Source organism: Polynucleobacter alcilacus, from assembly GCF_018881545.1.
GTDB lineage: Bacteria > Pseudomonadota > Gammaproteobacteria > Burkholderiales > Burkholderiaceae > Polynucleobacter > Polynucleobacter alcilacus.
Genome location: NZ_JACVQD010000001.1, coordinates 268,833 through 295,115 on the forward strand (window position 1 = coordinate 268,833; position 26,283 = coordinate 295,115).

Here is a 26,283-nt window from a genome sequence, read left to right on the forward strand (position 1 = left end):
CGTAATGGGCTCTAAATAAGACTGGAATTACAGGCGCTCAAAAATCGTCGCAATTCCTTGGCCACCACCAATACACATTGTAACTAAGGCATATTTACCTTGAACGCGATGCAATTCATGGATAGCTTTAGTGGCAATTGCTGCACCGGAACAACCAATTGGATGACCCAAAGCAATTGCACCGCCGTTTACGTTGGTTTTTGCGGGGTCTAAACCCAAACCTTTCGTCACTGCCAATGCTTGTGCTGCGAATGCTTCATTCGATTCAATCACGTCGATTTGATCCAACTTCAGACCAGCACGCTCTAAGGCAATCTTGGTTGCCGGAATTGGACCTTCACCCATGATGTGATTCGGCACACCCGCAACCGCGTAAGAAACTAAACGGGCGATTGGCTTATGACCAGCTTTCTTCGCGGTTTCAGCATCAGCCAACACAAAGAAGGCTGCGCCGTCGTTAATACCAGAAGCATTACCAGCAGTCACTGAGCCACCCTCTTTTTTGAACACAGCCTTCATCTTGCCAAGAGTTTCCATAGTGGTCTCTGGCTTGCAATGCTCATCAGTATCAAACACGATATCGCCCTTACGAGTCTTAATCGTGATTGGTACGATTTGAGACTTGAAACGACCTTCTTTAATAGCATGAGCGGCACGACGATGAGACTCCACTGCAAGAGCGTCTTGCTCTTCACGCGTGAGCTTCCATTTTTCCACGAGGTTTTCAGCAGTGACTCCCATATGACCAACACCGAATGGGTCAGTCAATACGGCAACCATTAAATCCAGCATTTTGGTGTCACCCATACGGGCACCACTGCGCATCGCTGGTGAACCATACATACCGCGTGACATGACTTCTACACCGCCACCAACACCATAGTCACAATCGCCGAGCATGATTTGTTGAGCGGTAGTCACAATCGCTTGCAAGCCTGAACTACATAGGCGGTTCAAAGCCATGGCAACGGATTCCATTGGCAATCCAGCCTGAATTGACGCTACACGAGCTACATAGGCATAGCGACTATCCGTGGGAATGGTGTTACCCACAGTAACGTAATTTATGAGTGCTGGATCAACACCAGAGCGGGCAACCGCTTCTTTCATCACGATTCCGCCGAGTTCAGAAGGCTCAAAGCTACTGAGTGCACCATTAAAGGTACCAATTGCGGAACGTACTGCACTTAAGACAACGACATCACGACTCATATCAATCCCCTTAGCTGAGCCCAAAAATGGGCTTAATTAATAATACAACCTTCGTTTTTATTACATTCGTCAAGTTTCGGCTATTAGGTCATGCCCTTGGGAGCTAATCACCGTTACCCGGATAATCTCACCGACTCGATAGCGTTTTGAAGGCTTATTCGGGGGCATAACCCTTACTAATCCATCAATTTCAGGGGCATCTCCTATAGTTCGGCCAATGCCGCCGGATTCATCAACGCGATCAATGAGTACTTGAACTCGTTTGCCTACTTTTTTAGCAAGCCGTTTAATCGATATGGCTTCTGCTTTCGCCATAAAGCGCGCTCGCCGCTCTTCTCGAGTGGCATCTGGGACAGGATTTTCTAACTGGTTTGCGGTTGCGCCTTCAACAGGTGAATAAGCAAAGCAACCCGTGCGATCAATCTGAGCCTCATCTAAGAAGTTCAGCAAATATTCGAACTCTTCTTCAGTCTCCCCCGGAAATCCCGCAATAAAAGTACTGCGGATTACCAAGTCAGGACAGGCAGCTCGCCAAGCCAAAATACGCTCGACATTTTTCTCACCACTCGCCGGACGCTTCATTCTTTTAAGAACATCCGGATGTGCATGCTGCAATGGAATATCTAAATACGGCAAAACGCCATAGCCATGTTCCGAAAATTCAGCCATCAAAGGCAAGACATCATCTACATGCGGATAAGGATAGACATAATGCAATCTCACCCATGCTTGATGCTCGCGTGCTATTTGATTCAAGGCATTGACTAAATCAAACATACGCGTTTTAACTGGCTTGCCATCCCAAAAACCGGTGCGGTATTGGATGTCTACCCCGTAAGCACTCGTATCCTGAGAAACAACTAGCAATTCTTTAACGCCAGATTCAAATAATCTTGTTGCCTCTGAAAGCACCTCTCCAATGGGTCTAGAAACAAGATCGCCTCGCATGCTTGGAATAATGCAAAATGTACAGCGATGGTTGCAGCCTTCTGAGATTTTTAAGTAAGCGTAATGCTTTGGAGTCAGCTTGACCCCAATTGGAGGGACTAAATCTGTAAACGGGTCATGCGGTTTAGGAAGATGCAGATGAATCGCCTGCATGACTTCATCAGTCGCATGGGGGCCAGTAACGGCAAGGACCTTCGGGTGAATGCTTTGAATGAGATCGGTACCATCCGCATTTTTTCTGGCGCCTAAGCAACCAGTAACGATGACCTTGCCATTTTCTGCAAGTGCCTCACCGATTGCAGCAAGACTTTCTTCCACAGCAGAATCAATAAAACCACAAGTATTGACAACCACGAGATCTGCGCCTGAATAATCTTTAGCAGTCTCATACCCTTCAGCACTTAACTGCGTCAGAATAAGTTCAGAGTCTACTAATGCCTTAGGACAACCTAAGGAAACAAAACCAATTTTCCCCGCCACAACTATTCTTTTTCGGTTTTATTTGGCTGTGGAGTAAATGGAAAGCTGCCAAACAAACTTTGTGAGCCTTGCATTTGCTCTTGCATTTTTACAAACAGATCTTTGCTTTGCTCCATGTAGTTTCCCATCAGGCCCTGCATGAGCGGATTTTGAAGGTTGAGCATTTGTGACCAAGCCTCAGGTGTACTACCAGCTCCAAGGCCTTTTGATTGATCGCCTAATTTATTGTGAATATCAACAAACGACTGCATGGTTTTTTCGAGATAATTTCCCATCAAGCCTTGCATGGAGTTGCCATAGAAGCGAATGATTTGAGAAAGCATTTGGGAAGAAAATACTGGTGCGCCCCCAGCTTCTTCTTCGAGAATAATTTGCAGCAAAATATTGCGTGTGAGATCTTCATCGGTCTTGGCGTCGACCACTCTGAAAATCTCATTTGCCATTACTAATCCCTTGATATCATATAAAGTGACATAGGTGCTAGTTTGGGTATCGTAAAGACGACGATTTGGGTATTTCTTAATGAGTCGATCTTCACCAACTCTTTTTGTACGGGTAGCCATTTTTTTCCTTACTGAATACTGCAACGCAACATCATTCTAGTTTATCTCTAGTTTGAATAAAGCTTAAATAAGCTGCGTTGCACTATCCTTACCATTCTATAAATGCTGCACTGCAGTATTAACCAGTGTGAATACCACCATTTAGTGAGAAGTCGGCACCAGTGGCGTAGCCGCCATCATCAGAGGCAATCCAACAACAAATTGATGCGATCTCATCCGGAGTTCCTAAACGCTTTACCGGAATACCAGAAACGATCTTTTCTAGAACATCCTCCCGAATCGCTTTCACCATGTCAGTACCAATATAGCCAGGTGAAACGGTATTTACTGTGATGCCCTTTGTGGCTACTTCCTGTGCCAAAGCCATCGTAAAGCCATGTAGACCTGCTTTAGCTGTTGAGTAGTTGGATTGGCCAAACTGCCCTTTTTGGCCATTAACAGAGGAAATATTGATAATGCGACCCCAATTGTTTTCGACCATGCCCTCAATCACTTGTTTAGTCACGTTAAACAAAGAATTTAGATTGGTGTCGATAACAGCCTTCCAGGCATCGGGAGTCATTTTGCGGAATACGCTGTCACGGGTAATTCCAGCATTATTTACTAGCACGTCTACACGACCCACATCAGCCCTCACCTTTTCAAAGGCGGCAACAGTGCTATCCCAGTCGGAAACATTGCCCTCAGAGGCGATGAAGTCATAGCCAAGCGCCTTTTGCTCTCCAATCCAGCGATCTTTACGCGGTGAATTAGGGCCACAACCCGCGATGACTTTAAAACCATCCTTCGCCAAGCGTTGGCAAATAGCAGTACCAATACCACCCATACCACCAGTTACATATGCGACTTTTTGAGACATTACTTTCCCCTTTTTAAAAACTTGTGTTCATTGATGTTCTATTTATTTCGCTGGTGCCGATTTTTCTTTTACGTAAACGCCAGGTGCTGCTTCCATTTTTTTGTACTTCGCATTACCAAACGTAGTGCTAGCAGGTTTCTGTTCGCCCCCAAATTGCTCTAACCATTTCGTATAGTTAGGCCACCAACTGCCCGGAATTTGTTTTGCTCCTTCAAGCCATTGATTTGCGCTCGCAGCAATCTTGTTATTTTCAAAGTGATAACGTTTGTTCTTCGCTGGTGGATTGATCACACCAGCAATATGGCCAGATGCACCCAGAACGAAACGATTTTTACCCTTCAGAATATGGGTAGATTCATATGCGGATTGCCAAGGAACAATATGGTCTTCCTGAGACGCATAAATATAGGCTGGACACTTGATCTTGCCCAAATCAATTTTCTCTCCACAGATTTTGACCTTGCCAGGCTTCACTAAATCATTTTGCAAATAAGTATGTCGCAGATACCAGCAATACATCGAGCCTGGAAGATTGGTAGAGTCGCCGTTCCAATACAGCAGATCAAACGGTGGCGGTGAATTTCCTTTGAGATAGTTTTCAACTACATAGTTCCAGACCAAATCATTTGGTCGCAAGAATGAGAAAGTATTCCCCAGGTCTAAGCCCGACATCATGCCGTACTTACCGCCTTTACCGCCAATCGAGTTCTCGCGCATCTCCACCATGCCTTCATCAATAAAGACATCTAATATTCCGCTGTTCTTGAAATCTAATAAGGTGGTGAATAAGGTCAAGCTTGCTGCCGGGTGCTCATTGCGTGCTGCCAATACTGCAAGAGCTGAAGCAGTCAGCGTACCGCCAACGCAAAAACCCAAGACGTTTATTTGCTTGGAATTACTAATTTCTTTAACGACATCGATCGCTTTAATCACACCTTTGCCGACATAGTCATCCCAACTCACTTCCGCCATAGATTCGTCAGGGTTCTTCCAAGAAACTAAAAATACGGTGTAGCCTTGCGCAACCATGTGACGCACAACGGAATTATCTGGTTGTAAATCTAATATGTAATATTTATTAATACAGGGCGGCACCATTAAATAAGGGCGCTCGAATACAGTCTCTGTTAGCGGGGTGTATTGAATCAACTCAAATAATGCATTACGAAATACAACATGCCCTGCGGTAGTCGCTATATTTTTACCAACTTCGAAAGCGCTCTCATCGGTTTGGGAAACTTTGCCCTTCTTCATATCCCCAAGTAAATTCGCAATACCATTTTGAATCGATTGGCCTTGGGTGCTAATAATGTTTTCGAGAACCTCAGGATTGGTCGCAATAAAATTAGATGGTGACAGTGCATCAATCATCTGCTCAGTTGTAAACAGAATCTTCTGTTTCATTTTGTCATCTGTATCGACAGCTTTAGCCAAAGAGATTAAGTGCTTGGAGTTCAGCAAATAGGTTGCTGCAATGACCTTACTCCATGAGGAGTGCCAGGCTTTATCAGCAAAACGACGATCTTTAAGTTCGATTGCCTCAGGATTGGTAGAAATATGCGCTAGTTCAGCAAAATATTCTTTCTGAATTTCTGCCAAACGCTCTTGTGGAATCAGTGCCATATGGTGGGGCGCCAAGGATGGCGTAGCACCAGTATTCATGCCTGCAAACATAGTAGTCTCTTTTATTAATTAAGAGCATTCTCCATCCATAAGGGAGATAGAGTTATACGCAATAACCCTAGCCCAAGGAAGAAGCTAGTATTTACCCCAAGCTATCGATAGAAAAAATGATTACCTGGAAATCCAAATGAGGGATGCAAAACGTCCTGTGACGCCATCGCGGCGGTAAGAAAAAAATTGTTCTGGATTACCAACGGTGCATAAATCGCCGCCATAAATCGACTGAAGTCCTTGAGCCTGAAGTCGATCCCGTGCCAACTGATAGATATTGGCTAAATGCTTACCGGGTTTATTTTCTAAGGGGACAAAGCAAATAGCATCACTATGCAAGCCCGTTTCTTGGAAACGCTCCCGCACATCTTCGCCTACCTCAAAAGATTCTGGACCAATTGCTGGACCAAACCAGGCGATTAAGTCTGATGCGCTTACTTGAGGTGCAAGTTTCAAGATCTCGCTGATGGTATTTTCGAGGATGCCATCACATAAGCCACGCCAGCCAGCATGCGCTACGCCCACAACCGCTCCATCGGCTGTGGAAAACAGGACTGGCAAACAATCGGCTGTCATGATTACTAAGACTTCATCGGGAATGTTGGTGACAGCAGCATCAGCATCAAAAGGACCCTTCAAGACCTGAGAGCGGCTGTTCGGCGTGCTAACTTGAACGCTATGGGTCTGGTTTAACCAAATCGGATCAGTTGGAAGATGTTTTTTTAGAATCTGTCTATTCGCGATCACTCTGGGTAGTTGGTCGCCGACATGAGGGGCCAGATTAAGGCTCTCATAAGGTGGGTTGCTAATACCACCTTGCCGAGTTGTGACAAAGGAATGCACACAATCAGGTGCAGGCCAAATGGGCTTTATAAAACTCATGATTTGTGATCGTTTTCAATAGAGGCCAGTAAAACCTCTTCCTTAGGCAGCACATCCGCTCCCATAGCAAGGTGGGGCAATAACTCCAATAAATCAAGGGGCGGTAAACGAAACCAAGTGACCCAGTCATGGTTTAGGGGGTGCTGAAGACTTAAGGCATAGGCATGTAAAGCTTGGCGCTCAAATGGAAGAGTTTTTGCCACTCCTGGATTTTTTTTGCGATACACGGGGTCGCCTAGCAATGGAAAGCCAAGCGACTCTAGGTGAACCCGGATTTGGTGGGTACGGCCAGTCTCCAATCGGCACTCCAGTAAAGCTAATGGCGCCTCGTTAAATACCCCTTTGGCTAGGCGACGAAATACCGTGGCAGCAGGTTTTCCTTGCGGGCTGCCAGCTGACATTTTTAGGCGATCTCGCTGATCCCGACCCACCGAAGCAAGCACTTTTCCTTGACTTGGTGCATCACCCCAAACCCAGGCTAAATAGCGTCGCCCTACCGTGCGATCTTGCAGTTGCCTTACCAGCGAAGTCTGAGCTTGGGACGTACGAGCAACCACCATTAACCCAGAAGTGTCTTTATCTAAGCGGTGCACTATGCCAGCGCGAGGCAATGACTTGAGCTCCGGGAAGCGAAATAAAAGACCGTTTAATAAAGTGCCTGACCAATTTCCAGCCGCAGGATGAACAACTAGGCCCGGCGGCTTATTGATGACAATGATGGATTCATCTTCAAATACAACATCCAAAGGGATGTCTTCAGGACTGAAGGCAAATTGCTCGGGCATTTCTTGTGGAAATACCTTCACACTCTCGCCGCCCCGCAGCAAATACCGGGCTTTAGTGACTTTTCCGTCGACCATTACTGCCCCAGCCTCAACCCAAGTCTTGAGCCGATTTCGAGAATAATCTGGCAAAGCGCTTGCCAAGATCTTGTCAAGGCGCTCCCCAGCCATCTCCAAAGGGATATCTAGTGAGATGAAATCCTCTTCATCGATATAATCAATGGGATTCGAATCAGGAGTTTGCGGCAATGCCACGCTTAGAAAGCCTTTCAGTTATGTCCGACGGAATATCAGACGCCAGTTTAAGGCTTGCTGGGAACTCTATCCCACAAAATCATTCTGCTCTTTTTGGAGTGAGCCCATTTGCTCTGCTTTTGGTATTGCTAACTGCCCTGCTCCTTTTGAGCGGCTGTGCAGGTAGTGATGGTCAAAAAGACGATACGGATATCTGGTCTGAAGCAAAACTGTACTCTGAGGCAACCGATAAATTAAACGATGCTGACTTTGCAAAATGTGGCAAATATTTTGACAAGCTAGAAGCGCGTTTTCCTTTTGGTCCTTATTCCCAGCAGGCTCAAATTAACGCTGCCTATTGCTACTGGAAAGCCCAGGAACAGGCTCAGGCTTTAGTCGCCATCGATCGCTTTATTAAACTGCACCAAGGTAGCCCCAATTTAGATTACGCGTATTACCTTAAAGGGCTCATCACTTTCAATGACGACTTAGGTTGGTTAGGTAAATTTACTGGTCAAGATTTAAGCGAACGTGACCCTAAGGCAGCTAAAGAAGCGTTTGAATCTTTTAAGGTAGTGGTAGAGCGTTTCCCGAATAGCAAGTACGCTCCCGATTCTTTAGATCGCATGCGCTACATTGTCAATTCACTTGCACAAGCCGATGTTCTTGTAGCACGTTATTACTATCAACGCGGTGCCTATTTAGCCTCTGCAAATCGCGCGCAGTTAGTGATCCGCGATTACGATCGCGCTCCTGCTGTAGAGGAGGCGCTCTATATTTTGTATACGTCCTATCAAAAGCTAGGCATGACGGAGCTTGCCAACGATACTGCCCGAGTCTTCAAGCTCAACTTTCCTGAGAGTGAGATGCTAGAGACCGGCCAAACTGCTAAGAAGGAACGTCGGTGGTGGCAGTTCTGGAATAAGTAAGCTCAGCTACATTACTCCGATCAATTGAAGGAGTAATGTAGTTCTTATTTGATTTCTACTGGTACGCGTGGTGCTACAGCGCAGAGAAGTTCATAACCGACGGTATCGCTCATCTGCGCAACCGTATCGACGGGCACTTGATCACCCCACAACTCTACAACGCTACCTATATGTGCAAACGGTGCATTGCGAAGATCAATAGTTAGCATATCCATTGATACACGGCCTACGATGGGACAAATCACTCCTTCGCCATTCTTACTAGCGTTGTTGACCCATACTGGCGTGCCATCTTTAGCATGACGGGGATAACCATCTGCATAGCCACAGGCGACTACACCAATACGCATGGATGTTGGCGCTGCATAGCGTCCACCATAACCAATCCGATCGCCTTCTTGTAATTCCTGAATATCAATAATCTCACTGTGAAGTTGCATTACTGCGCGCAAGTGAGCATGCTCTATATCCGCATACAAGCCTGTTGGGGATGCCCCATAGAGCATGATGCCTGGCCTCACCCAATCACCTAAGGCATTACGATGCCAGAGGATGGCTGCAGAATTGGCTAAGGAAGTAGATCCATCAAGACCCTCAATAGCCTCATTAAAAACTTCTAATTGACTGCCAACAGAAGGCTGTTGATCCACTTGATCCGCATTGGCAAAGTGGGTCATATGATGCATGTGATATCCAGCAGCATGCAGGCGATGGAAAGCGGTGCGATAGGCTATGGGTTTAAATCCAAGGCGATTCATGCCTGAATTCATTTTCAGAAAAACATTAACAGGCTTATGGGCATTAAAGCGCTCAAGCCATTCCAATTGCGCATCACAGTGAACCACTAGATCACAAGCTAAGTCCTGTACTAAAGCCAGCTCATTTTCATGAAATAGCCCCTCTAGTAGCAGAATACGGCCCTTCCAGCCGTGTTCTCTTAGCCATGCTGCATCCTGCACATCTAAGAGCGCAAACCCATCTGTAGATGCTAAACCTGTGAGTGCTGCATCGAAGGAATGCCCATATGCTCTCGCCTTAATCACAGACCAAATTTTGGATTCAGGTGCAAGTTCCCGAACTCTGTTTAAATTGTGCTGAAAGGCTTCAGTATGGATAGATGCCAAAATTGGTCTATTTATCAGACCGTTAGCTGCTGCACCCATGTTTACCCCTCCTTTCATGTTTTAATTGAAGTAATGACTAGATTGTACGAATGAACCGCAGTTTTTACATCATTATGGCGGCGCAATTTTTTTCGTCGCTTGCTGATAACGCCCTGCTGATTGCAGCAATCGCCCTCTTGGCCCAGCTTAGTGCTCCGGCCTGGATGACTCCTTTGCTGAAATTATTCTTTGTATTGTCGTATGTATTACTTGCCGCCTTCGTGGGCGCCTTTGCGGACTCCCGCCCTAAGGGCAACGTCATGTTCATCACGAATACCATCAAATTTGTTGGTTGCGTGGTGATGCTCTTCGGCAGCCATCCCTTGTTAGCCTATGCCATTGTTGGTCTGGGTGCCGCGGCATACTCTCCTGCTAAATATGGAATTTTGACTGAACTGCTGCCTCCAGAAAAATTAGTGGCTGCAAATGGCTGGATCGAGGGCTTAACGGTTGGCTCAATTATTTTAGGGACAGTCTTGGGTGGAATTCTGATTAGCAACTCCGTTTCTCAAACCTTATTGTCTTTAGATATCCCCACTTTCGATACAGGAATTGACACACCAGCTGAATCCGCGATTCTGATCATCATGATGATTTATGTAGTGGCAGCTTTGATCAATTTGAAGATTCCGGACACCGGTGCACGTTATGTTTCTCAAAAAACCAATCCCATTGAATTAGTGAAGGACTTCGCTGTTTGCTTTAAGACTTTATGGAACGACCGTTTGGGTCAAATTTCTTTAGCAGTGACCACCTTATTTTGGGGGGCTGGTGCAACACTACAATTTATTGTGATTAAGTGGGCGCAAATCGCACTGCATATGAATTTATCGCAAGGCGCTATTCTTCAAGCAGTATCAGCAGTAGGTGTTGCAGGAGGAGCCATGTATGCGGCATGGCGTATACCTCTGCGTAAATCTTTAAATGTTCTACCTTACGGTATTGCAATGGGTATAGTGGTTTGCGTGATGGCAGTCTACAACTCAGATATGCTGCCTAATACCAGTATCTTTACGATTGGAAAGATGCACATCACCCTCAATTTATTACCGGCGTATTTTTTATTAATTTTGGTAGGCTGGTTGGCTGGTTACTTTGTCGTACCAATGAATGCGCTATTGCAGCATCGCGGTCATGTGCTCATGTCTGCAGGCCATTCGATAGCAGTACAAAACTTCAATGAAAATATTTCCGTACTCATGATGCTGGCAATGTATTCCTTACTCATTTGGCTCGACGCCTCTGTAACTTACGTCATTATTGGGTTTGGGTTAGCTGTCAGTTTGATTATGTGGCTGGTAATAAAGCGTCATGCTAAAAACCAAGCTGAATACGATTCAATGCATCTCATTGGCGAACATAAACATTAATTCTGTTTAAGTTGTCGCACTTTTACTTCTAACTAGCTGTTTTGCAGTACTGATTTCGCCAGTAGAAGATCCTGCCAAAGTAAGGCTTTATCTCTAGGTTTAGCAATGACTTGAGTTAAATCAAATGACGCAATCACTGGAATCTCTTGGTCATTACCCGTATTTAAAGCGAAGACCGTTTCGCGCAACTGGGGTAATGGATCTCTTTCACCAGTAATTTTCTGCGCAACAGAAGCGCCAAAAGCAAGTGCGACTACTGGCATCCCATTGTCTGGAGCGGTGAGCTGAGCCAAATTCTCTGTGGCAGTTTTCCAGCTCCATTCTTGAGGACTAAGACCAAGTATTCGAATGAGATTCTGAAACAAGATCTGCGCGTCCCCTTCCGGTTGAGCACCAAAAAACCACCAGTTTCCTTGAGGCTCATGTTCTGCAGCCTGAACTTCTATTTGGGCACTCTGCTGAGTAGTACCCAAAGTCTGCATGGGCGTAGTTTGCTCTGCAGAACCATCTCTGGAACTCCATTCAGTAATGCCCATTTCTTTTAGAAAGAGAGAATGCGTTTGGCTCATGGCTCTAGCTTAATCGATTTAGCCATGACTACCGCATCTTCACGTCCACCAGAATTGGGGCTTGCTGGGTAATAGTTCTTCCGGATACCAATTTGCTCGTAGCCCAGTTTGTGATACAAACCAATAGCAGCTGTATTAGAGGGTCTTACTTCAAGAATTATTCTAGGAATATTTTGCTGCGCGGCTACGCTTTCAATTGAGGCCATGATTCGTGACCCTAAACCGAGCTTGCGCAATTTCGGCGATACCGTGATGTTGAGTAGATGTAATTCGTCGACTGCTGGAAATAAAATGCAATAAGCCCACAAAACAGATGGATCTAAATAAGAACCCTTAATTGCCTGCTCTACTTGTGGACGTATGCAATAGGCCCAATGTCCTGCAGCCAATGAATCTGTAAAGTTACCCCTTGTCCAAGGGTGCAAATGCGATACAGCCTCAATCCCAAGAGCCTCCTCTAAATCCGCAACTTGCATAGGCAGAAACGAGAGCTCAGCAAGACTTTCGTGGGCTTGATGATCTTGCGCTTCAGACATTATTTAAAAGCCTCTTGCCGCTCTGCAGTAGTTAAGGCCACCTTATTACGCACATACATCGGTTCAAGATGCCTTACATCACACTGCCGGCCCTCATTCAAGAGTTGCTGTGCACAGTTCAATACTCCAAGAGAGGTGATATTGATTTCAGCATCTAGCGATGCTGGTGGAAGTGGGCTACTGACATTGGTGAATAGTCTGTTTCCATAGGCCTTGAGTGCGCTTCCTGCAAGATATGGGGTGTTACTTAAATCGATTTCCTCTGGTTTCGATAAATGAATATCCCCGATTCGAATTGCTGATTGATTATTTTGTGAAGTTTCATAATGAGCCCAATATATCTCATCCATACGGGCATCAATTGCAATTACCAAGTTTTTGGCTTGGATTTTTTTAAATGCTGCGGTATGCATTGTTTGTGCTGCAATGGCATCTAGACTAGCAACTGGCAAGATTGGTAACTCACAGGAGACGGCCAGCCCTTGTACAACAGCAACACCCAGTCTCACCCCAGTAAAGGCCCCAGGTCCAATTCCCACTGCGATTGCTGCGAGATCTTTCAGTGTGAGATTTGCCTCTTTCAAGAGAACATCCACCCAAGGCAACAGCAGCTGGCTAGCGCCAGCCGATACCAACTCATGTCGGAATAAAGGTGCAGCTTCACCCAATGATAAAGCCACCGAACACCAAGCGGTTGAGGTGTCGATGGCTAATATATGCTTCAAATCGAACTCGTTTTATTTTGCCTGTAAAGCCAAATTATGAACCCAATCCCGCAATCACCTCAGGGGGCGCCTGAACTAACTCAATTAAAACGCCCTCTCCGCTCATTGGGAACTCATCGTTGCCTTTGGGATGGACAAAGGTAATGTCATAGCCAGCTGCCCCTTTACGTATACCGCCAGGTGCAAAACGCAGGCCCTTAGCAGATAACCACTCAACGGCCTTAGGCAGGTCATCAACCCAGAGGCCAATGTGATTTAAGGGGGTTTGATGAACTGCAGGCTTTTTGTCAATATCGAATGGCTGCATGAGATCTACTTCAATTTCATGGGCCCCTGTTCCGATGGCGCAAATATCTTCATCGACGTTTTCGCGTTCAGAAATAAAAGTACTTTTATATTGGAAGCCCAGCATGTCAACCCAAAGCGTTTTGAGACGCTCTTTATTTTCACCGCCGATAGCAATTTGTTGAATACCCAAAATTTTGAATGGCTTTGCTGTCATATCTGGCATTCCTTATTCAAATCGCATGATTAATTGGTCAACCGCCAAGCTATCACCCTCTTTAGCGCAGATCTCAGCAACAACACCATCTTGCATTGCAGATAGGGTGTTCTCCATCTTCATTGCTTCAATCGATGCCAGCTTTTGACCAGCAGTCACCGCCTCGCCAACCTGCACTGCGATCTTAGTTAAAAGACCAGGCATAGGAGACATCACCAACTTCGACGTATCTGGTGGTAACTTTACTGGCATACGGCGTTGCAACTCAGCACCTAATGGGCTTAGCACCATGCATTCGTATTGAGCACCATCGAGTACCAAGAAGAATTTAACGCCCCGTCTTTCAACTTGCGCAGTAATTTTGCTAGTGCGGTTAATGGTTGCGTGTAAGCAAATTTGTCCTGGACGCCAATTACTCTCGATGTCATAGCGACTAACGCCATCTGCCTCATCGATATAGACTGAATAAATACCATCCTTAAGCTCAACACGAATAGCTACTTCGACTGGATCTTTCATCGAGCCTGATTTAATGCCAGTCACTACTACAAACTTCTTAGCGATCACCATCTCGTGACCAGCTAATTGGCCATCAATCATCTTAATGTGCTCTAAATAGCGATAGCGCATGAATGCAGCTAGCGCAGCCAAACGCTTAGGGTCGGCCGGCTGTACTGAGTCTTTCTGAAAGCCTTCTGGATATTCTTCTGCAATAAAGCCGGTTGTGAAATCTCCATTTACAAAGCGCGGATGCTGCAATAAGGCTGCTTGAAATGGAATATTTGAATGAATGCCGCGAATCACAAACGCATTCAATGCAGAACGCATTTTCTCGATAGCTTCGCTTCGATCTTTGCCATGAACGATCAATTTAGCAATCATAGAGTCGTAGAACATCGGAATTTCCCCGCCCTCGTACACGCCAGTATCTACCCGTACACCATTTTCAGACTCTGGGGGGCGGTATTTCACTAAGCGCCCCGTGGATGGTAAGAAGTTACGAAATGGATCATCTGCATTAATACGGCATTCCATTGACCAGCCATCAAGCTTCACATCTGCTTGTTTAAATGCCAGCTTTTCTCCAGCAGCAACCCGAATCATTTGCTCAACTAAGTCAAGACCGGTGATGCTTTCCGTAACTGGGTGCTCAACTTGCAAACGGGTGTTCATTTCCAGGAAGTAGAAAGACTTATCTTTACCAACCACAAATTCCACAGTCCCTGCAGATTGGTAATTCACGGCTTTAGCTAAGGCCACGGCCTGTTCACCCATTGCTTTACGGGTTGCAGGATCAATAAAAGGCGATGGTGCCTCTTCAATCACCTTTTGGTGACGGCGTTGAATAGAGCAATCACGCTCATTTAAATATACTAGGTTGCCATGGGAATCCCCCAGAACCTGAATTTCAATATGGCGTGGGCCTTCAACAAATTTCTCAATGAAGATGCGATCGTCACCAAAACTATTCAGCGCCTCCGTTTTACAGGCTACAAAACCTTCAGCAGCATCCTTGTCATTAAAAGCAACGCGTAAACCTTTGCCGCCGCCTCCAGCCGAAGCTTTAATCATGACTGGATAACCGATGCCTTGTGCAATCTTGACCGCTTCTTCCGTAGTTGCAATTGCTTCGTTATGACCTGGAATGGTGTTTACCTTAGCAGCTAAGGCAAGCTTTTTAGAGGCAATTTTGTCACCCATCGCCGCGATAGATTGGTATTTTGGTCCAATGAAGACGATACCTTCCTCTTCACAGCGTTTAGCAAACTGCTCGTTCTCAGACAGAAAGCCATAGCCTGGGTGGACCGCTTCAGCGCCGGTATCTTTGCAGGCCTGAATGATGCGGTCTATTGAGAGGTAAGACTCACGGGATGGTGCCGGCCCAATACATACCGCCTCATCAGCGAGTTGCACGTGACGCGCTTCTTTATCTGCTTCAGAGTAGACGGCAACGGTCTTAATACCCATCTTTTTGGCGGTCTTCATCACCCGGCAAGCAATTTCGCCCCGGTTAGCAATCAAGATTTTTTTAAACATTTTGGTTGTCATTATTTATCTGCGCCTTTACAGAGGGATATTGCCGTGCTTACGCGCAGGATTCTTGATGTCTTTGTCTTTTAACATCGCTAGTGAACGTGCGATACGTTTACGAGTTTCGTGGGGCAAAATCACATCTTCTATATAGCCACGACGACCTGCTACAAAGGGGTTAGCAAACTTTGCCTTGTACTCAGCTTCACGAGCAGTAATTTTTTCTGGGTCTGATTTTTCTTCGCGGAAGATAATTTCCACTGCTCCTTTTGGCCCCATCACCGCAATCTCTGCAGAAGGCCAGGCAAAGTTCACGTCGCCACGCAGATGCTTGGAAGCCATCACATCATAAGCACCACCATAGGCTTTACGCGTAATCAAGGTGACTTTAGGTACTGTGCAATCGGCATAGGCATAGAGTAATTTCGCGCCATGCTTAATAATGCCGCCGTACTCTTGTGCAGTCCCCGGCATAAAGCCTGGAACATCCACTAAGGTAACTACAGGAATATTAAAGGCATCACAGAAGCGCACAAAACGAGCAGCTTTAATTGAGGCCTTAATATCCAGACAACCCGCCAAAATTAATGGTTGGTTAGCAACAATGCCAATAGAGCGGCCCTCAATACGGGCAAATCCAATGACAATATTTTTTGCATAGTCAGGCTGCAACTCAAAAAACTCACCATCGTCCACAATTTTTTCAATCAACTCTTTCATGTCATAGGGTTGATTGGGGTTAGATGGTACTAAGGTATCCAAGGAAAAATCAGGTTCTTCAGTTCGGTTGGCACCCTTGATTAATGGGGGTTTCTCGCGATTCGAGAGCGGCAAGTAGTTAAAGAAGCGCCGTAACATCATGATGGCATCAACATCATTCTCAAATGCCAAGTCGCAAACACCAGAAATGGTTGAGTGCGTCACTGCACCGCCCAACTCTTCGGCTGTAATGTCCTCATGAGTTACGGTCTTGACTACCTCAGGACCCGTAACAAACATATAAGAACTGTCTTTCACCATAAAGATGAAATCAGTCAAGGCAGGTGAATACACAGCGCCACCAGCGCATGGACCCATGATCAAAGAAATTTGGGGGATAACACCAGAAGCAGTGACATTGCGTTGGAAAATTTCAGCATAGCCACCAAGAGAAGCTACACCCTCTTGAATACGCGCACCACCAGAGTCATTTAAGCCAATCACTGGTGCACCCACTTTCAGGGCTTGATCCATGATCTTGCAGATTTTTTCTGCATGGGCTTCAGATAAGGATCCGCCCAAAACGGTAAAGTCTTGCGAGAATACAAAAACTAAGCGGCCATTAATCATTCCATAGCCAGTCACTACGCCATCGCCCGGCACGGTTTGATCAGCCATACCAAAATCATGGCAACGATGTTCAACAAACATATCCCATTCTTCAAAGGTGCCAGCATCAAGCAATAACTCGATGCGCTCACGGGCAGTTAGCTTGCCCTTTGCGTGTTGAGCCTGAATTCGCTTTTGTCCCCCACCCAATCGGGCCAGCTCACGCTTGGCTTCCAGTTGTTGAATGATGTCCTTCATTTGCTGCTCCTTAGAAAAATTCATGCCCCATGGACTCCAGTAAGCGTCTTGCCGCCACTGAAGCTGCCATGGTTCCCTGATTAACTTGTGCACTTAAGATTGGTAACAGCTCTTGCACTGCTAAATTGTTACGAAATGCATTCTTTAATCCGGCATCGATACGGTCCCACATCCATGCACCGGATTGCTGTTTACGACGAGAGTCGAATCTGCCATTGGCACGTTGGAGCTTTTCAAAATGGCTCACCTTCTCCCATAATTCAGGTAAGCCCGTGCCCTCGAGCGCACTCAGAGCCATGACTGTGGGATGCCAAAATTCTTGATCGTGTGAAGCATGGTCAGGATTTCCTTGGAAACCCAGTAGTCGTAAGGAGCTGGTGATAAATAATTGCGCACGCATAGCGGCATCGGGATCGATATCAACTTTGTTAATAGCAATCAAATCGGCAATTTCCATCACGCCTTTTTTTATTGCCTGCAGATCATCTCCAGCATTTGGCAGTTGCAATAACAAGAACATGTCTGTCATACCAGCCACAGCAATTTCACTTTGTCCCACGCCAACGGTTTCAACGATGATGATGTCAAACCCAGCAGCCTCAGCAACCAACATCGCCTCACGTGTCTTCTCAGCAACGCCTCCAAGGGTGCCAGAGGATGGGCTCGGTCGAATAAAGGCGTCTTCTAGAACAGAGAGTCGCTCCATCCGAGTTTTATCCCCCAGAATGGAACCGCCAGAAAGACTTGACGATGGATCGATTGCCAAGACTGCAACACGATGCCCTTTCGCTATCAGGTAGAGGCCCAATGTTTCAATTAAGGTAGATTTCCCAACCCCTGGCACACCGGAGATTCCGAGACGAAAGGAGTTGCCTGTCTTAGGCAATAAGGTATTGAGAACCTCATCAGCCCGCTTGCGGTGATCGAGGCGGGTTGACTCTAATAAGGTGATGATCTTTGCCAATGCCCGTCGCTGTTTGAGCGAGGGTGCGCCAGTAAGATCGCTTACTAAAGTCTGATCGGCAGCTTCGAGCATGCTCTTCTAGTCCGTATTAAGCTGGTTTGATGGACTTGCGAATTTGTTCAAGCACGTCCTTGGCCGAAGCAGGAATAGGTGTTCCAGGACCGTAGATCCCTTTTACACCTGACTCGTAGAGGAAGTCATAATCCTGTCTGGGTATCACTCCACCAACAAAGACAATAATGTCATCAGAGCCTTGTTTTTTTAATTCGGCAATGATGGCAGGAACCAAGGTTTTATGGCCTGCTGCCAAGGTTGACACACCCAATGCATGAACGTCATTCTCAATCGCTTGACGCGCGCACTCTTCAGGCGTCTGAAATAAGGGTCCAATATCAACGTCAAAGCCTAAGTCAGCAAAAGCTGTGGCAACTACCTTCGCGCCACGATCATGGCCGTCTTGACCGAGCTTAGCAATCATGACACGGGGACGTCTGCCAAAGTCTTTCGCAAATTCGGCAATCTCTATTTTAAGTTTTTCCCAGCCCTCGGCTGAGTCATAGGCAGCTGCATACACTCCGGTCACCTTTTGAGTATCGGCGCGATGGCGCCCGTAAACTTTTTCCAATGCATCAGAAACTTCGCCAACAGTTGCGCGTAAACGCATCGCGTTGACAGCCAATTCCAACAAATTACCCGTGTTGTCCTCGGCTGCTTTAGTTAATGCTTCTAATGCGGCTTCTACTTTCTGCGTATTCCGCTTTGCTTTAATTTCTTTTAAGAGGGTAACTTGTCCCTCTCGTACACGATCGTTATCAATCATTAATACGTCAACCAAATCTTCTTTTTCAAGTTTGTACTTATTCACGCCCACGATCACATCAGAACCAGAGTCAATCTTGGCTTGCTTTTCAGCAGCTGAGGCTTCGATCTTCAATTTAGCCCAACCACTTTCGACTGCCTTAGTCATGCCACCCATGGCATCAACCTCTTGAATAATTTCCCAGGCCTTATCTGCCATCTCTTGGGTGAGGTTCTCCATCATGTAAGAACCAGCCCAAGGATCGATCACGCTAGTAATATGCGTTTCTTCTTGAAGAATTAACTGGGTATTACGAGCAATCCGACTCGAGGTCTCGGAAGGTAAAGCAATAGCTTCGTCAAATGAGTTTGTATGCAAAGATTGTGTGCCACCAAATATCGCTGCCATCGCTTCAATGGTGGTTCTTACTACGTTATTGTATGGATCTTGCTCTGTTAGTGACCAGCCCGATGTTTGGCAATGGGTACGCAACATCAACGATTTTGGATTCTTTGGCTCAAAAGACTTCATGATGCGCCACCACAATAAGCGTGCAGCGCGTAATTTAGCCACTTCTAAGTAGAAGTTCATACCAATAGCAAAAAAGAATGACAGGCGTCCAGCAAAGCCGTCCACATCCAATCCTTTTGCAAGAGCAGTTTTGACATACTCTTTACCGTCAGCTAATGTAAATGCCAATTCCAATACTTGATTGGCGCCAGCCTCTTGCATGTGATAACCCGAAATAGATATCGAGTTGAACTTGGGCATGTGCTGAGTGGTGTATTCAATGATGTCGCCAATGATCCGCATGGATGGCTCTGGTGGATAGATGTAGGTATTGCGTACCATGAACTCCTTCAAAATATCGTTCTGAATCGTTCCAGATAACTGCTCCTGCTTTACACCTTGCTCTTCACCGGCAACGATATATCCCGCTAGCACAGGTAATACACCGCCGTTCATGGTCATCGAAACGGATACTTTATCCAGCGGTATCGCATCAAACAAGATCTTCATATCTTCCACTGAATCAATGGCTACACCTGCTTTACCAACGTCACCAGTCACTCGTGGATGATCGGAGTCATAACCACGGTGCGTAGCTAAATCAAATGCCACTGAAACGCCTTGCCCACCAGCCGCTAATGCTTGGCGATAGAAAGCGTTTGATTCTTGTGCGGTTGAAAAACCAGCGTATTGACGAATCGTCCACGGACGAACGGAATACATAGTCGCTTGCGGTCCACGTACAAAAGGTTCGAAACCTGGCAAGGTATTGGTGTAATTCAATCCCTCGTTATCTGCAGCTGTATAGAGCGCTTTGAGCCTTATGCCGTCAGGCGTATTCCAGCCCAATTGATCTACGTCACCAAGAGGTGCGGATTTCTGAGCAGACTTTTTCCAGGCGTCTAGATTGGAATCTGGAACAGGCGGCCATACATTGTTTGAAGAACTTTTGCTATCTGAACTCACAGAGCACTCCTGGTTGGTTTTGTTGCATTGCAGCCAATATCCTAATTCTGCTTGACTATTACGAATTTGTCTAGTTATCATGTATACATAATTATGAATACAAAACTGAATAATAGACCCCTATACGAAGATGTAGCCGATCGCCTTCGTGAGCAGATCTTTAGCAAGCAAATCACACCTGGAAGCTGGTTAGATGAGCAATCCCTGGCAAAACAGTTCGGAATTAGTAGAACGCCGATGCGGGAAGCAATTAAAGTTCTAGCATCTGAGGGCCTGATCACCATCAAAATGCGCCGTGGCGCCTATGTCACTGAGGTCAATCGGGGAGATTTGGAGCAAATTTATACCGTTTTATCCCTTCTTGAAAGCCAGGCGGTTAAAGAAGTGGCCACAAAAGCTAGTGAAGACGAGTTAAATCTCTTAGACCACCTGCACCACCGCCTTGAAAAGGCAGCTGCCGATCGAGATATAGAGCAATTTTTTGAGATAAACAGCAAATTTCATGAATTAATCCAAGAAATTGCCGGAAATCGCTGGATGAACGGCGTTATTGATGACCTGCGCAAGGTGTTGAAATTACACCGTCGCGAGTCTTTAACTAGCACTGGACGTATTCAGAACTCCCTGATGGAGCACCGTGAAATCCTAAAAGCGATCCTCAAACGCGATGAACTAGCTGCCGAGGCTGCCATGCGTAAGCACTGGGCACGTGGTCTTGAGGCTATTCGGTAAATCGGTAATTCAGTTAGTTGTAATTCAATAAACCCATAAGTAACAATGGCTTAGAAGATTATTCTAAGCCATTATTTGAATTTACTAAATGATATTTAATTACTTCTTAATAACGAAATTTCCGGGTAATGAAGCGATGTAAGCGGCAATATCTTGCAGATCAGCATCAGAAAATACTTGTACTTGGGATCCCATGATGGCGTTATTTCTGCCGTATTGGGCATTGCCATTGCCTACCTTGTATGCCTTCAAAGCATAGTAGACGTAGTCAGAATATTGCCCAGAAAGCTTAGGGTAAATAGGCAAAATTGGCGCATTCAGGCCAGCACCATGACAAGAGGCGCAATTGGCTTTCTCAACGAGTGCTTGACCTTTATCAACGCTGGCAGCATTAGCCATATTCGTCAGGCCGATGCTCGATAGCAAAACTGCTGTAACTAGTGCGACTTTCATAAAAATGCCTCTAAATATCACTTCAATGGGTTGATAGGTGAGCTGGCTGTTTGCGCAGCATAGTATTCGCCGAGATCAGCCATATCTTGATCAGAAAGACTGCCGGCTATGGCGCGCATCGTTGGATGCTTTCTTTCACCTTTTTTGTAAGCAGCTAGAGCGCTTGCGATATAGGCGGCATTTTGGCCTCCCAACATGGGCACTTTGTATACGAATGGGTAATCTGCACGGTAGTCAGGGATGGAATGGCAGCCAACACACAACCATACTTTGGGGTTACCGGCCGCAGCATTACCTTTAACTTCATCAGCTTGAACGGTAAATCCAGCAAATACTAGGCTGGCGGATACAGCCAATTGAGGAAGAATGGAGAGTTTTTTCATGGAAATCAGTATTAATGAGTTTGCTTAAAATCAATTTGAGAGAGTATAGCGGACAGATGCTTGCAGAGCCTAGATTTGGCTATTCCAGGGCCTGAAATCAGCAAAAATACTGAAAGCTTGCCATCATTTACCTATACTGGAACACCTTTCTAATGACTTTTTCAGCTAATCCATATGATTAAATCCGCCACCCATTCCCAACATTCCCAAGCGCGCTTTGATGGCAGTAAGAGCTATGTTGCTACCGATGATCTCAAGTTGGCGGTAAATGCCGCGATAGTATTGCAGCGCCCTCTTCTCATTAAAGGCGAGCCAGGTACCGGTAAAACCATGTTGGCTGAAGAAGTTGCTACCGCTCTCGGTATGCCCCTGTTGCAATGGCACATCAAATCGACTACTAAGGCACAACAAGGCTTGTACGAATACGACGCAGTCAGCCGTCTACGCGATTCTCAGTTGGGTGATGAAAAAGTCAATGACATTCGCAATTACATTATTAAAGGCATCTTATGGCAGGCCTTTGAAGCAGATGAACCAACTGTTCTATTGATTGATGAAATAGATAAAGCAGATATTGAATTTCCGAATGATCTTTTACGCGAAATTGACCGTATGGAATTTTATGTTTATGAAACACGTGAATTAATTAAAGCAAAACATCGCCCTTTAGTCATCATCACCTCAAATAATGAAAAAGAATTGCCCGATGCCTTTTTACGGCGCTGCTTCTTTCATTACATCGCATTTCCCGATGCCGAGACGATGCAACGTATTGTGGATGTCCACCATCCTAAAATTAAACAAGACCTTCTAGACGCGGCCTTAAAGTCCTTCTACCAAATACGCTCCCTACCTGGCCTGAAAAAGAAGCCCTCTACCTCTGAGTTGATTGACTGGTTAAAACTCCTGCTGGCAGAGGATATTCCTACAGAAGCGCTTTACAGCCAAGAGGATAAAGTGGTAGTTCCGCCGCTGCACGGCGCTTTACTCAAGAATGAGCAAGACGTTCATCTCTTTGAGCGCTTAGTGATGATGAACCGTAATCATCGCTAGTAGCTAAAAACTTAAGTCCATGCTGATTCAATTCTTCCTGCAACTGAAAGAGGCCAAGGTACCAGTTTCAGTCCGGGAGTTTTTAACACTACTAGAAGCATTAAAGGCTGGAGTCATTAATCCATCGATTGATGAGTTTTACCAACTCTCTAGAATGACTTTAGTAAAAGACGAGCAACACTTTGATCGCTTTGATCAAGTCTTTGGCGCTTACTTCAATGGCGTAGAGCAAATCATTGCCCTCACGCCAGAGATCCCGCTCGATTGGCTTGAAAAAAAATTACAACGCGTTCTGACTGATGAGGAAAAGGCAGCCCTGCAAACACTCGGTGGTCCAGAAGCCTTAAAAAAACGTCTTGAGGAGCTTCTTAAAGAACAAAAAGAGTGGCATGGTGGTGGCAATAAATGGATTGGTGCTGGAGGCTCCTCTGCATTTGGCCATAGCGGCTATCACCCTGAAGGCATCCGCATTGGCGGGGAGAGCGCTGGCAATCGGAGAGCCATCAAAGTTTGGGAAGCTCGGGAGTTCAAAGACTATGATAGTGATCTTGCCCTAGGGACCCGCAATATCAAAGTGGCGTTACGACGTTTGCGACGTTTTGCCCGCGAAGGCTCTGTGCTTGAGCTAGATCTTGATAAAACCATTCACTCGACTGCCGCGAATGCGGGCATGCTCGATATTCAGATGAGGCCGGAGCGACACAATCAAGTCAAAGTGATCTTGTTGATGGATGTCGGTGGCTCTATGGATGATCATATCCTGCGTATCGGAGAATTATTTTCCGCAGCCAAGGCAGAGTTTAAGCACTTAGAACATTATTATTTTCACAACTGTGTGTACGACCATGTATGGCAAAGCAATCGACGTAGGCGTGATCAAGTCACTGCTACTCAAGACATCATCAACAAATATGGTTCTGACTACAAGCTCATTTTTGTTGGCGATGCAACCATGTCGCCTTATGAAATTCTCAGCTCTAATGGCTCAGTTGAATACAATAACCAGGAGGCTGGGGCTGTGTGGATGAATCGACTACTAGATCATTTTCCAAATTTTGCTTGGTTAAATCCAGAACCAGAGGCGGTTTGGGAATACCGTCAATCGATCGATATCATGAAAACTCTTCTTAAGGATCGCATGTACCCTGTAACAATAAATGGTCTTGAGAGCGCGATGCGGCAACTTTCCAAGTAAGATTGTTATTCTTTTATTCTTTTATTCTTTTTGATTCTTTTTGATTCCTCCATTCCTTTTTTAGAAATAAACAATGAGCACAAACATTAGCGAACGCCTTAAAGCCCTCGGAATAGACTTACCACCACCGGGACCACCTGCCGCTGCCTATGTGATGGCTACAAGCACTGGAAATACGGTATTTCTGTCGGGTCATATTGCCAAACAAGATGGCAATCCTTGGGTTGGTAAGCTAGGTAAGGATATGGATACCGAGACTGGCAAAGCCGCAGCAAGATCTATTGCGATCGATCTCATTTCTACTTTGCAAAATCATCTAGGCTCATTAGATAAAGTAAAACGCATCGTCAAGGTGATGGGTTTAGTGAATTCCACATCTGAATACACTGAGCAACATCTGGTGATGAATGGATGCTCAGAATTACTCTTCGACGTATTTGGTGATGCTGGCAAGCATGCCCGCAGTGCCTTTGGTGTAGCACAGATCCCCAAAGGTGCTTGCGTGGAAATTGAATTAATTGCTGAGATTTAGAGTTGCTTTAAACCCAATTTCTGGATGTCCTCTGGTGTATCGACATCCTGTACATAGGCCTTATTGTCGGTCTCAAAAACGTGTACAAGCTCTGGATGTTGGTCCATAAAGGGTCTACATACCATTGCTGGAATAGCCAAAATTTCTTTAATCACTTTTTTTGAAAACAGTACGGGGTTGCCACGTTGCTGATCAAACATGGGCAAAATAATTTCTTCTTGACCTGTTCGCTTCTCAAACTGTTCCAGTAGAGCAATGATCTCTCCTGTCCCTATGGCAGGTTGATCGCATAGAGCAAGCACTAAAACGTCGTAATCACTCTTCAAGCACTCTAGACCAAGTCGTACTGAGGAGGGTTGACCTAACTCTGGATTGGGATTGCGTACCCACCCGATGGATAGATCCAGTTCTTGCTTCACTTGAAGTATTTCAGCTTCAATTGCAAGCGCATGAAAGCCTGTCACTACAAGAAATTCTACAGGGGAAAGTACTTGTACAGTTTGGCACAAGCGTTGCAACAGACTGTGTCCCTCTAAGCTTAATAAGGCTTTGGGGATAGAGCCTAAGCGGCTGCCCTCGCCTGCTGCTAGCAAAAGTACTGCTAGGCGCAAGTTGGAGCGTGCAGAAGGCTTACCTAAAGGGGTCATTAGAGTGATAATAAATAGGAATCTAGAAAAATAAACAATAAAGACAAAACACAGCATGAATAGTACTGATTTAAGCGTTCTCAATTCTGCCGTAAGTTGGCTGAAAGCGGGTCACTCGCTTGCCATTGCTACAGTAGTCCAAACATGGGGCTCGGCACCACGCCCTGTAGGTTCATGGCTCGCTATCCGCGAAGATGGTCAAGTCGCCGGATCCGTTTCCGGTGGTTGTGTTGAAGATGATTTGATTCGGCGTGTTCAAACAGAGATTCTGACGCGAGATACCCCTGAAATGGTTGTATATGGCGTTAGTCAACAAGAAGCTGCTCGCTTTGGCTTACCTTGTGGCGGCACCCTGCGACTACTGGTTGAGCCAAAACCTGAATTAGCCATCTTAGAAAAATTACTCGAGTCCATCTCTACCCATCAGATCACGCGCCGCACAGTAAATTTACTCACAGGTAAATCCACTCTTGATACCGGCAGTCGTAACGATGAGTTCGTATGCACCGAGCAAAAAATGCTAACTACCTATGGACCGCGTTGGCGTTTAGTCATCATTGGTGCCGGCCAACTATCACTCTACACTGCTGACTTTGCACTCGCTTCTGACTTTGAGGTAATTGTGATTGATCCCCGTGAAGAATATGCCGAAGGCCTCAATCGTAATGACCTGACCTTTATTAAAGGTATGCCAGATGATGTCTTACTTGAAATTGGTGTCGACCCTCATACTGCAGTGGTCGCATTGACTCACGACCCTAAGTTAGACGATATGGCTCTCATGGAGGCTCTCCGCTCCCCTGCTTTTTATGTTGGCGCGCTAGGTAGTCGCAAAAATACTCAGAAGCGTAAAGATCGCCTTCTGGAGTTTGATTTAAATCAAGAACAAGTCGATAGGCTTCATGGTCCGGTTGGGCTGTATATTGGCGCTCTTACACCACCAGAAATTGCTGTATCTATTCTGGCAGAGGTAATTGCGGTTAAATATGGCGTCAGTATTCCAAAGAAAAATTAACGCCGGGTG

26 protein-coding genes are annotated in these 26,283 nt (G+C 45.8%); 7 read left to right on the plus strand and 19 right to left on the minus strand.

Going from position 1 to position 26,283, the window contains the following annotated elements; genetic code table 11:
* Nucleotides 1–27: 27 nt before the first annotated feature.
* The 7 genes from ICN45_RS01385 to ICN45_RS01415 form a co-directional block, all read right to left on the minus strand.
* Nucleotides 28–1,212, minus strand: a complete 1,185-nt coding sequence (locus ICN45_RS01385) for an acetyl-CoA C-acyltransferase family protein (RefSeq protein WP_216172268.1) — start codon at nt 1,210–1,212, stop codon at nt 28–30.
* Nucleotides 1,213–1,281: 69 nt separating this feature from the next.
* Entirely contained in the window at nt 1,282–2,640 is a 1,359-nt protein-coding gene (rimO, locus tag ICN45_RS01390; RefSeq protein ID WP_216172270.1) for a 30S ribosomal protein S12 methylthiotransferase RimO, read from the minus strand.
* A gap of 2 nt (nt 2,641–2,642) precedes the next feature.
* Nucleotides 2,643–3,203 carry a polyhydroxyalkanoate synthesis repressor PhaR gene (gene phaR / locus ICN45_RS01395; protein ID WP_216172272.1) on the minus strand — a complete coding sequence of 187 codons (561 nt, stop codon included), beginning with the start codon at nt 3,201–3,203 and terminating at the stop codon, nt 2,643–2,645.
* Between the two features lie 118 nt (nt 3,204–3,321).
* Nucleotides 3,322–4,062, minus strand: coding sequence for a 3-ketoacyl-ACP reductase (locus tag ICN45_RS01400; protein ID WP_216172274.1), 741 nt, complete (start codon nt 4,060–4,062; stop codon nt 3,322–3,324).
* Between the two features lie 42 nt (nt 4,063–4,104).
* Nucleotides 4,105–5,736, minus strand: coding sequence for a class I poly(R)-hydroxyalkanoic acid synthase (phaC, locus tag ICN45_RS01405; RefSeq protein WP_216172276.1), 1,632 nt, complete (start codon nt 5,734–5,736; stop codon nt 4,105–4,107).
* Nucleotides 5,737–5,856: 120 nt separating this feature from the next.
* Entirely contained in the window at nt 5,857–6,618 is a 762-nt protein-coding gene (gene pgeF / locus ICN45_RS01410; protein WP_216172278.1) for a peptidoglycan editing factor PgeF, read from the minus strand.
* Nucleotides 6,615–7,655: an RluA family pseudouridine synthase gene (locus ICN45_RS01415; protein ID WP_216172279.1), complete on the minus strand. Its 1,041-nt coding sequence runs from the start codon at nt 7,653–7,655 to the stop codon at nt 6,615–6,617. The genes pgeF and ICN45_RS01415 overlap by 4 nt, the downstream gene beginning before the upstream one ends.
* 20 nt (nt 7,656–7,675) lie before the next feature.
* Between ICN45_RS01415 and ICN45_RS01420 the strand changes: the two genes are divergently transcribed.
* Nucleotides 7,676–8,563: an outer membrane protein assembly factor BamD gene (locus tag ICN45_RS01420; RefSeq protein ID WP_216175572.1), complete on the plus strand. Its 888-nt coding sequence runs from the start codon at nt 7,676–7,678 to the stop codon at nt 8,561–8,563.
* Nucleotides 8,564–8,607: 44 nt separating this feature from the next.
* Here ICN45_RS01420 and alr read toward each other — a convergent pair whose 3' ends face one another.
* Nucleotides 8,608–9,702 carry an alanine racemase gene (gene alr, locus ICN45_RS01425; protein WP_216175573.1) on the minus strand — a complete coding sequence of 365 codons (1,095 nt, stop codon included), beginning with the start codon at nt 9,700–9,702 and terminating at the stop codon, nt 8,608–8,610.
* 74 nt (nt 9,703–9,776) lie between these two features.
* Between alr and lplT the strand changes: the two genes are divergently transcribed.
* A complete protein-coding gene (gene lplT / locus ICN45_RS01430; RefSeq protein WP_216172281.1) occupies nt 9,777–11,096 on the plus strand; it encodes a lysophospholipid transporter LplT in 1,320 nt (439 codons plus the stop codon).
* A gap of 32 nt (nt 11,097–11,128) precedes the next feature.
* On the opposite strand, the gene ICN45_RS01435 is transcribed toward lplT, so the two are convergent.
* From ICN45_RS01435 to scpA, 8 genes are read right to left on the minus strand one after another with little or no spacing between them, the layout of a single operon-like run.
* Nucleotides 11,129–11,665, minus strand: a complete 537-nt coding sequence (locus ICN45_RS01435) for a uracil-DNA glycosylase family protein (protein ID WP_216172283.1) — start codon at nt 11,663–11,665, stop codon at nt 11,129–11,131.
* Nucleotides 11,662–12,201 (minus strand): ribosomal protein S18-alanine N-acetyltransferase, encoded by a 540-nt coding sequence (rimI, locus tag ICN45_RS01440; protein WP_216172285.1) that lies wholly within the window; start codon nt 12,199–12,201, stop codon nt 11,662–11,664. The genes ICN45_RS01435 and rimI overlap by 4 nt, the downstream gene beginning before the upstream one ends.
* Entirely contained in the window at nt 12,201–12,926 is a 726-nt protein-coding gene (gene tsaB / locus ICN45_RS01445; protein WP_216172286.1) for a tRNA (adenosine(37)-N6)-threonylcarbamoyltransferase complex dimerization subunit type 1 TsaB, read from the minus strand. Before tsaB ends, rimI begins: the two co-directional genes overlap by 1 nt.
* A 34-nt stretch (nt 12,927–12,960) precedes the next feature.
* Nucleotides 12,961–13,428, minus strand: coding sequence for a VOC family protein (locus ICN45_RS01450; RefSeq protein WP_216175574.1), 468 nt, complete (start codon nt 13,426–13,428; stop codon nt 12,961–12,963).
* 12 nt (nt 13,429–13,440) lie between these two features.
* On the minus strand, nt 13,441–15,465 hold the full coding sequence (gene accC / locus ICN45_RS01455) for an acetyl-CoA carboxylase biotin carboxylase subunit (RefSeq protein ID WP_216175575.1): 2,025 nt from the start codon (nt 15,463–15,465) through the stop codon (nt 13,441–13,443).
* A gap of 27 nt (nt 15,466–15,492) precedes the next feature.
* Complete coding sequence (locus ICN45_RS01460; RefSeq protein WP_216172288.1) at nt 15,493–17,025, minus strand: acyl-CoA carboxylase subunit beta; 1,533 nt, start codon at nt 17,023–17,025, stop codon at nt 15,493–15,495.
* Nucleotides 17,026–17,035: 10 nt separating this feature from the next.
* Nucleotides 17,036–18,061, minus strand: coding sequence for a methylmalonyl Co-A mutase-associated GTPase MeaB (gene meaB / locus ICN45_RS01465; protein ID WP_216172290.1), 1,026 nt, complete (start codon nt 18,059–18,061; stop codon nt 17,036–17,038).
* 16 nt (nt 18,062–18,077) lie between these two features.
* Entirely contained in the window at nt 18,078–20,264 is a 2,187-nt protein-coding gene (scpA, locus tag ICN45_RS01470) for a methylmalonyl-CoA mutase (RefSeq protein ID WP_216172292.1), read from the minus strand.
* Nucleotides 20,265–20,357: 93 nt separating this feature from the next.
* Between scpA and ICN45_RS01475 the strand changes: the two genes are divergently transcribed.
* Nucleotides 20,358–20,996 carry a GntR family transcriptional regulator gene (locus tag ICN45_RS01475; RefSeq protein WP_216172294.1) on the plus strand — a complete coding sequence of 213 codons (639 nt, stop codon included), beginning with the start codon at nt 20,358–20,360 and terminating at the stop codon, nt 20,994–20,996.
* Between the two features lie 99 nt (nt 20,997–21,095).
* On the opposite strand, the gene ICN45_RS01480 is transcribed toward ICN45_RS01475, so the two are convergent.
* Nucleotides 21,096–21,449 (minus strand): c-type cytochrome, encoded by a 354-nt coding sequence (locus ICN45_RS01480; RefSeq protein ID WP_216172296.1) that lies wholly within the window; start codon nt 21,447–21,449, stop codon nt 21,096–21,098.
* Between the two features lie 17 nt (nt 21,450–21,466).
* Nucleotides 21,467–21,832 (minus strand): c-type cytochrome, encoded by a 366-nt coding sequence (locus ICN45_RS01485; protein WP_216172297.1) that lies wholly within the window; start codon nt 21,830–21,832, stop codon nt 21,467–21,469.
* Between the two features lie 174 nt (nt 21,833–22,006).
* Here ICN45_RS01485 and ICN45_RS01490 point away from each other — a divergent pair, with 174 nt between their 5' ends.
* The 3 genes from ICN45_RS01490 to ICN45_RS01500 all read left to right on the plus strand — a co-directional run bounded on the left by ICN45_RS01490 (nt 22,007) and on the right by ICN45_RS01500 (nt 24,612).
* Nucleotides 22,007–22,885, plus strand: coding sequence for an AAA family ATPase (locus ICN45_RS01490; RefSeq protein WP_216172299.1), 879 nt, complete (start codon nt 22,007–22,009; stop codon nt 22,883–22,885).
* Nucleotides 22,886–22,904: 19 nt separating this feature from the next.
* Entirely contained in the window at nt 22,905–24,080 is a 1,176-nt protein-coding gene (locus ICN45_RS01495; RefSeq protein WP_216172301.1) for a vWA domain-containing protein, read from the plus strand.
* Nucleotides 24,081–24,153: 73 nt separating this feature from the next.
* Entirely contained in the window at nt 24,154–24,612 is a 459-nt protein-coding gene (locus ICN45_RS01500; RefSeq protein ID WP_216172303.1) for a RidA family protein, read from the plus strand.
* Here ICN45_RS01500 and ICN45_RS01505 read toward each other — a convergent pair.
* Nucleotides 24,609–25,259, minus strand: a complete 651-nt coding sequence (locus tag ICN45_RS01505) for a nucleotidyltransferase family protein (RefSeq protein ID WP_216172305.1) — start codon at nt 25,257–25,259, stop codon at nt 24,609–24,611. The genes ICN45_RS01500 and ICN45_RS01505 overlap by 4 nt on opposite strands.
* A 55-nt stretch (nt 25,260–25,314) precedes the next feature.
* Here ICN45_RS01505 and ICN45_RS01510 point away from each other — a divergent pair, with 55 nt between their 5' ends.
* On the plus strand, nt 25,315–26,274 hold the full coding sequence (locus tag ICN45_RS01510) for an XdhC family protein (RefSeq protein WP_216172307.1): 960 nt from the start codon (nt 25,315–25,317) through the stop codon (nt 26,272–26,274).
* Nucleotides 26,275–26,283 lie beyond the last annotated feature (9 nt).